5 protein-coding genes and 1 pseudogene are annotated in these 6,468 nt (G+C 50.3%); all 6 read left to right on the forward strand.

The window, feature by feature from the left end:
• Positions 1 to 285 (forward strand): annotated as a pseudogene (locus tag BBW68_RS15025) (DDE-type integrase/transposase/recombinase); the annotation flags it as partial.
• Positions 286 to 747: 462 nt separating this feature from the next.
• Positions 748 to 1,833 carry a 3-phosphoserine/phosphohydroxythreonine transaminase gene (serC, locus tag BBW68_RS15030; protein WP_070135966.1) on the forward strand — a complete coding sequence of 362 codons (1,086 nt, stop codon included), beginning with the start codon at positions 748 to 750 and terminating at the stop codon, positions 1,831 to 1,833.
• Positions 1,834 to 1,921: 88 nt separating this feature from the next.
• Complete coding sequence (aroA, locus tag BBW68_RS15035) at positions 1,922 to 3,208, forward strand: 3-phosphoshikimate 1-carboxyvinyltransferase (protein WP_070135967.1); 1,287 nt, start codon at positions 1,922 to 1,924, stop codon at positions 3,206 to 3,208.
• 104 nt (positions 3,209 to 3,312) lie between these two features.
• Positions 3,313 to 3,996 carry a (d)CMP kinase gene (gene cmk / locus BBW68_RS15040; protein WP_070135968.1) on the forward strand — a complete coding sequence of 228 codons (684 nt, stop codon included), beginning with the start codon at positions 3,313 to 3,315 and terminating at the stop codon, positions 3,994 to 3,996.
• A gap of 153 nt (positions 3,997 to 4,149) precedes the next feature.
• The gene (gene rpsA, locus BBW68_RS15045; RefSeq protein WP_070135969.1) at positions 4,150 to 5,826 is read left to right on the forward strand and encodes a 30S ribosomal protein S1; all 1,677 of its coding nucleotides are present in this window, start codon (positions 4,150 to 4,152) and stop codon (positions 5,824 to 5,826) included.
• Between the two features lie 82 nt (positions 5,827 to 5,908).
• A complete protein-coding gene (gene ihfB / locus BBW68_RS15050; RefSeq protein ID WP_070135970.1) occupies positions 5,909 to 6,196 on the forward strand; it encodes an integration host factor subunit beta in 288 nt (95 codons plus the stop codon).
• The last annotated feature ends 272 nt before the right edge of the window (positions 6,197 to 6,468 follow it).

The raw sequence follows: 6,468 nt of genomic DNA on the forward strand, positions 1-6,468 counted from the left end.
ATGCGTCAGAATGTGCTGCTGCTTGAGCGTAAACCGGAAATACCGCCATCGAAGCGGGCGCATACAGGGAAAGTGGTCGTTGGAGAAAGTAACCAGCGGTGGTGCTCTGACGGCTTCGAGTTCAGCTGTGATAACGGTGAAAAACTGCGGGTAACGTTCGCGCTGGACTGTTGCGATCGCGAGGCACTTCATTGGGCAGCCAGTACCGGTGGATATGATAGTGAAACCGTGCAGGACGTCATGCTGGGTGCAGTGGAGCGTCGCTTCGGTAACAGCCTGCCGACAGGCGGGCTTTGTTGAATAATAGGTAATCATGCTGTTTTAATATGCCGGTTTTGGACAAAGATGCTAGCCATTCCAGCATGTATTATCGAGCACTGGTTGTAACCTACTATTTATGTTATGGATGCTCGCTATTTTTATTGAATCGCAGCATAATCTCTATTTATTCAACAATAGCTCGGAAAGCGCGTAATAATACAGATTTTCCTCGGCAATCGCTATCTGACAACGTTAATTTCATTGTCGGAATGAGTGCCATTTTACAGTTAAAAGTTAACAGGTCTGTTTATGAAAGAGAAAAACACCTCACAAAATATGGTTTTCACTTTCATACGCCCTATAAACTATTGCGGCGCGCCTCGGGAAACTGGTCGGCTGACCGGATAAATTATTGCAGCAATGGGGTGGCAATGATAAAACAGATAGAAGAATAAAAACTAATCGAACTGAAAGTGGTAAGGGGAAATGAGTCAGGTTTTCAATTTTAGCTCTGGTCCGGCTATGTTGCCGGTAGAAGTGCTCCGTCGGACTGAGCAGGAACTCTGCAACTGGCAGGGCTTAGGCACCTCCGTGATGGAGATCAGCCACCGCAGTAAGGAATTTATTCAAGTTGCTGAAGAGTCAGAAAAAGATTTTCGCGATCTGCTAAAAATCCCCTCCAACTACAAAGTATTATTCTGTCACGGCGGGGCGCGTGCGCAGTTTGCTGCTGTCCCAATGAACATGCTGGGTCAGCTCAGCTCAGCCGACTACATCGACGGCGGCTATTGGGCTGCCAGTGCGGTGAAAGAGGCGCAGAAATACTGCACCCCAAACGTTATCGATGCCAAAACCACCGTTGCTGGTTTGCGTGGCATTAAGCCCATGAGCGAGTGGGCGCTGTCCGATAACTCGGCTTATGTGCACTTCTGCCCGAACGAAACTATCGATGGTATCGCCATCCATGAAACGCCAGATTTTGGCGATAAAGTAGTTGTAGCCGATTTCTCTTCGACCATCCTTTCTACGCTACTGGATGTCAGCCGCTATGGTGTGATCTACGCCGGTGCGCAGAAAAATATCGGTCCTGCGGGTTTGACCTTGGTCGTGGTGCGTGAAGATCTGCTGGGTCAGGCGCGTAAAGAGCTGCCTTCAATCCTCGATTACAAAGTGCTGGCGGAAAACGAGTCGATGTTTAACACCCCGCCAACTTTCGCTTGGTATCTCTCTGGCCTGGTATTTAAATGGCTGAAAGAGCAGGGCGGTGTGCATGAGCTGGACAAGCGTAATCAGAGCAAAGCTGATCTGCTGTACGGCACTATCGATAGCAGTGATTTTTACCGCAACGATGTGGCCGTGGCGAATCGTTCGCGCATGAACGTGCCGTTCCAGCTGGCGGATTCTGCGCTGGACAAGCTGTTTATTGACGAATCGTTTGCTGCCGACCTGCGTGCACTGAAAGGCCACCGCGTTGTCGGTGGAATGCGCGCGTCGATTTACAATGCGATGCCGCTGGAAGGCGTGAAAGCGCTCACTGACTTTATGATCGACTTCGAACGTCGCCACGGCTAAGGTAAACCTGCATTCGCAGTGAGTTTTAAATCTGAAACCCCGCATCCCTGCGGGGTTTCATTGCAATTATTTGGAGAATACGTTTCACATGCAGGATTCCCTGACGTTACAACCTATCGCCCTAGTCGACGGCACCGTTAACCTTCCCGGTTCTAAAAGTGTGTCTAATCGCGCGCTGTTACTGGCGGCGTTGGCAAACGGTACTACCCGCCTGACCAATCTGCTCGACAGTGATGATGTGCGCCATATGCTGACCGCGCTGCAGGTCTTGGGCGTGCAGTTCACACTGTCTGCCGATCGCACCGTGTGCCGGGTGGTGGGTCAGAGTGGCGCGCTGAGAGCTGAGGGCGCCTTGGAACTTTTCCTCGGCAATGCCGGAACGGCGATGCGTCCGCTGGCTGCCGCGCTGTGCCTAGGCAGTAACGATATTGTCTTGACGGGTGAGCCGCGGATGAAAGAGCGACCGATTGGTCACCTAGTTGATGCGCTGGGCAAAGGTGGCGCGGACATTGAATATCTTGAACAGGAAAATTATCCGCCGCTGCGCCTGAAAGGCGGATTCAGCGGAGGGGACGTAGCCGTCGATGGCAGCGTTTCCAGCCAGTTCCTGACCGCGTTGCTGATGACAGCTCCGCTGGCGGCAAACGACACCCATATTGCGATCAAGGGTGAGCTGGTTTCTAAACCTTACATCGATATCACTCTGAATCTGATGACGACCTTTGGCGTCGAAGTGGAGAACGATAACTACCGTTCATTCACTGTGCGCGGTCAGCAGCAGTATCAGGCACTTGGAGATTACTTGGTTGAAGGTGATGCTTCCTCTGCCTCTTATTTCCTTGCTGCGGCAGCGATTAAAGGCGGAACGGTGAAAGTGACCGGTATTGGCCGCAACAGCATGCAGGGAGATATTCGCTTTGCTGACGTGCTTGAAAAAATGGGTGCCAGCATTGAGTGGGGCGATGATTTCATTGCCTGTACCCGCGGCGATCTCAACGCTATCGATCTCGATATGAATCATATTCCTGATGCGGCGATGACCATTGCAACGGCGGCACTGTTCGCCAAAGGCACCACCGTGATGCGTAATATCTATAACTGGCGCGTCAAAGAGACCGATCGCCTAGCGGCGATGGCCACTGAACTGCGCAAAGTGGGTGCAGAAGTTGAAGAGGGCAATGACTACATTCGCATTACCCCTCCAGCCCAGATTCAGTTTGCTGAAATCGGCACCTATAACGATCACCGCATGGCAATGTGTTTCTCGCTGGTGGCGCTTTCGGCCACCCCGGTTACCATTCTCGATCCAAAATGCACCGCTAAAACCTTCCCTGACTACTTTGAGCAGCTAGCCCGCATTAGCCAGCCGGCATAACGGCTTTGCTGACGCGGTTGCAGTTTCAGCTTTGTAGGGTATAATGCGCGTCGATATTTATCGGGGTACTGGTTGCCCCGGTATCCCACCGACAGGAAAACGACATGACGGCAGTAGCCCCAGTGATCACCATTGATGGTCCAAGCGGTGCCGGGAAAGGAACGTTGTGTAAAGCAATGGCCGAGAAATTGCGGTGGCACTTGTTGGATTCCGGCGCAATTTATCGCGTGCTGGCCTTGGCTGCATTACACCATCAGGTCGATATCACCTCAGAAGAAGCGCTGGTGCCGATCGCTTCCCATCTCGACGTGCGTTTTGTCTCTAACAGTGGCGAAATGGAAGTGTTCTTAGAGGGGGAAGATGTTTCCTCAGAGATTCGTACTCAGAATGTCAGCAATACCGCCTCGAAAGTCGCTGCCTTCCCGCGCGCGCGGGAAGCGCTGTTGCGTCGTCAGCGCGGTTTCCGCAAGCTGCCGGGCCTAATTGCTGACGGGCGTGATATGGGTACCGTGGTTTTCCCTGATGCTCCGGTGAAAATCTTCCTAGATGCCAGCTCCGAAGAACGTGCTAACCGCCGTATGCTGCAGTCGCAGGAGAAAGGTTTTAGTGTTAACTTTGAGCGCCTTTTATCTGAGATGAAAGAGCGTGACGAGTGTGATCGTAATCGTGCTATTGCATCTCTAGTGCCGGCCGATGACGCCTTAGTGATTGATTCGACTACAATGTCGATTGAGCAGGTGATTGAGATTGCGCTAAAATATGCGCGCGAAAAACTCGCACTGACGTAAAAATCAGCTACGCTTGATGACCTCTGTATGAGCCCTTGCTCGCAGAATGATTTATCTAACCCTGTGATATGGACGTCATGAGGCATGTAAAACAACCCCACCCGTCAGGATGTCAGGTGGACGTTAAATTGAAGAATCCTGAAGATTATCAATATGACTGAATCTTTTACTGAACTATTTGAAGAATCCTTAAAAACAATCGAAACCCGTCCGGGTTCCATCGTTCGTGGCGTCGTTGTCTATATCGACAAAGACGTCGTTCTGGTTGATGCGGGTCTGAAATCTGAGTCTACAATTCCTGCAGAGCAGTTCAAGAACGCAGCTGGCGAACTGGAAATTCAGGTTGGCGACGAAGTAGACGTTGCTTTGGATGCAGTAGAAGACGGCTTCGGTGAAACCCTGCTGTCTCGTGAAAAAGCTAAACGTCACGAAGCATGGATCACGCTGGAAAAAGCCTACGAAGAAGCTGAGACTGTTACCGGTGTTATCAATGGTAAAGTTAAAGGCGGCTTCACTGTAGAGCTGAACGGTATTCGTGCGTTCCTGCCAGGTTCACTGGTAGATGTACGTCCAGTACGCGATACGCTGCACTTGGAAGGCAAAGAGCTTGAGTTCAAAGTCATCAAGCTGGATCAGAAGCGTAATAACGTTGTCGTTTCACGTCGTGCGGTAATCGAATCCGAAAACAGCGCAGAGCGTGATCAGCTGCTGGAAAACCTGCAGGAAGGCATGGAAGTTAAAGGTATTGTTAAGAACCTGACTGACTACGGTGCATTCGTTGATCTGGGCGGCGTTGACGGCCTGCTGCACATCACTGATATGGCATGGAAACGCGTTAAGCATCCAAGCGAAATCGTGAATGTTGGTGACGAAATCACTGTTAAAGTGCTGAAATTCGACCGCGAGCGTACCCGTGTTTCTCTGGGTCTGAAGCAGCTGGGCGAAGATCCATGGGTTGCAATCGCGAAACGTTACCCAGAAGGCACCAAGCTGACTGGTCGTGTAACTAACCTGACTGACTATGGCTGCTTCGTTGAAATCGAAGAAGGTGTTGAAGGCCTAGTACATGTTTCTGAAATGGACTGGACCAACAAGAACATTCACCCATCTAAAGTTGTTAACGTTGGTGATGTTGTTGAAGTTATGGTCCTGGACATCGACGAAGAACGTCGTCGTATCTCCTTGGGTCTGAAGCAATGCAAAAACAACCCATGGCAGCAGTTTGCAGAAACCCACAACAAAGGCGACCGTGTTGAAGGTAAAATCAAGTCTATCACTGACTTCGGTATCTTCATCGGCCTAGACGGCGGCATCGACGGCCTAGTTCACCTGTCTGACATCTCTTGGAACGCTACCGGAGAAGAAGCAGTACGTGAGTATAAGAAAGGCGACGAAATCGCAGCTGTGGTTCTGCAGGTTGACGCAGAGCGCGAGCGTATCTCCCTAGGCGTTAAGCAGCTAGCAGAAGATCCGTTCAACAACTACATCTCTCTGAACAAGAAAGGTGCAATTGTTAACGGTAAAGTGACTGCAGTTGACGCTAGAGGTGCTACAGTTGAATTAGCTGACGGCGTTGAAGGTTACCTGCGTGCTTCTGAAGCATCGCTGGACTGCGTAGAAGACGCAACTCTGGTTCTGAATGTTGGCGACGATGTTGAAGCTAAATTCACCGGTGTTGATCGTAAGAACCGCGTTGTTAGCCTGTCTGTTCGTGCGAAAGACCAAGCTGATGAGAAAGAAGCTATCAATACGGTTAACACCAACAAACCGGAAGAAGGCAACTTCTCTAACGCTATGGCTGAAGCATTCAAAGCAGCTAAAAGCGAGTAATTGTTTTAAGGGCAGCGCAAGTTGCCCTCTAACGTCGTTAACTGTCAGAACTTTCCCCTAAAGGGATTTAACCGGAGGTTTTATGACCAAGTCAGAACTGATTGAAAAACTCGCTGGCCAGCACTCTCATATTACGGCGAAAGTCGTTGAGGATGCGGTAAAAGAGATGCTGGAGCACATGGCAACCACGTTATCACAGGGCGAACGCATCGAAATCCGGGGATTTGGCAGCTTTTCTTTGCACTATCGTGCACCTCGCACTGGTCGTAACCCGAAGACGGGTGACAAAGTGGAGTTGGAAGGTAAATACGTTCCACACTTCAAGCCAGGTAAAGAGCTGCGCGATCGTGCCAATATCTACGGCGACTAAAAGCAGTTATGCAAAAAAAACGACACTTCGGTGTCTTTTTTTTGCCTGAAATTCTGCGCAAGTGGAAGCCGATATGCAAAGTCGCGGGCAACAGCTGCAAGTTATAACGATTGTTTGCGAGACGCCTCCACTATCAGACAGCCACTGGCTTACCGCGCCTCTTTGCTGCGACAAACTGGGTAAAGGATACTCAGGGAGTCGAAATGTTTTTGGGGCTGTCCTAGATAAGGTTTAAATTTTACGTTTAACTATCTGTTTTAAAATAGTTAATT

The organism is Candidatus Erwinia dacicola, assembly GCF_001756855.1.
Classification (GTDB): Bacteria; Pseudomonadota; Gammaproteobacteria; order Enterobacterales; family Enterobacteriaceae; genus Erwinia; species Erwinia dacicola.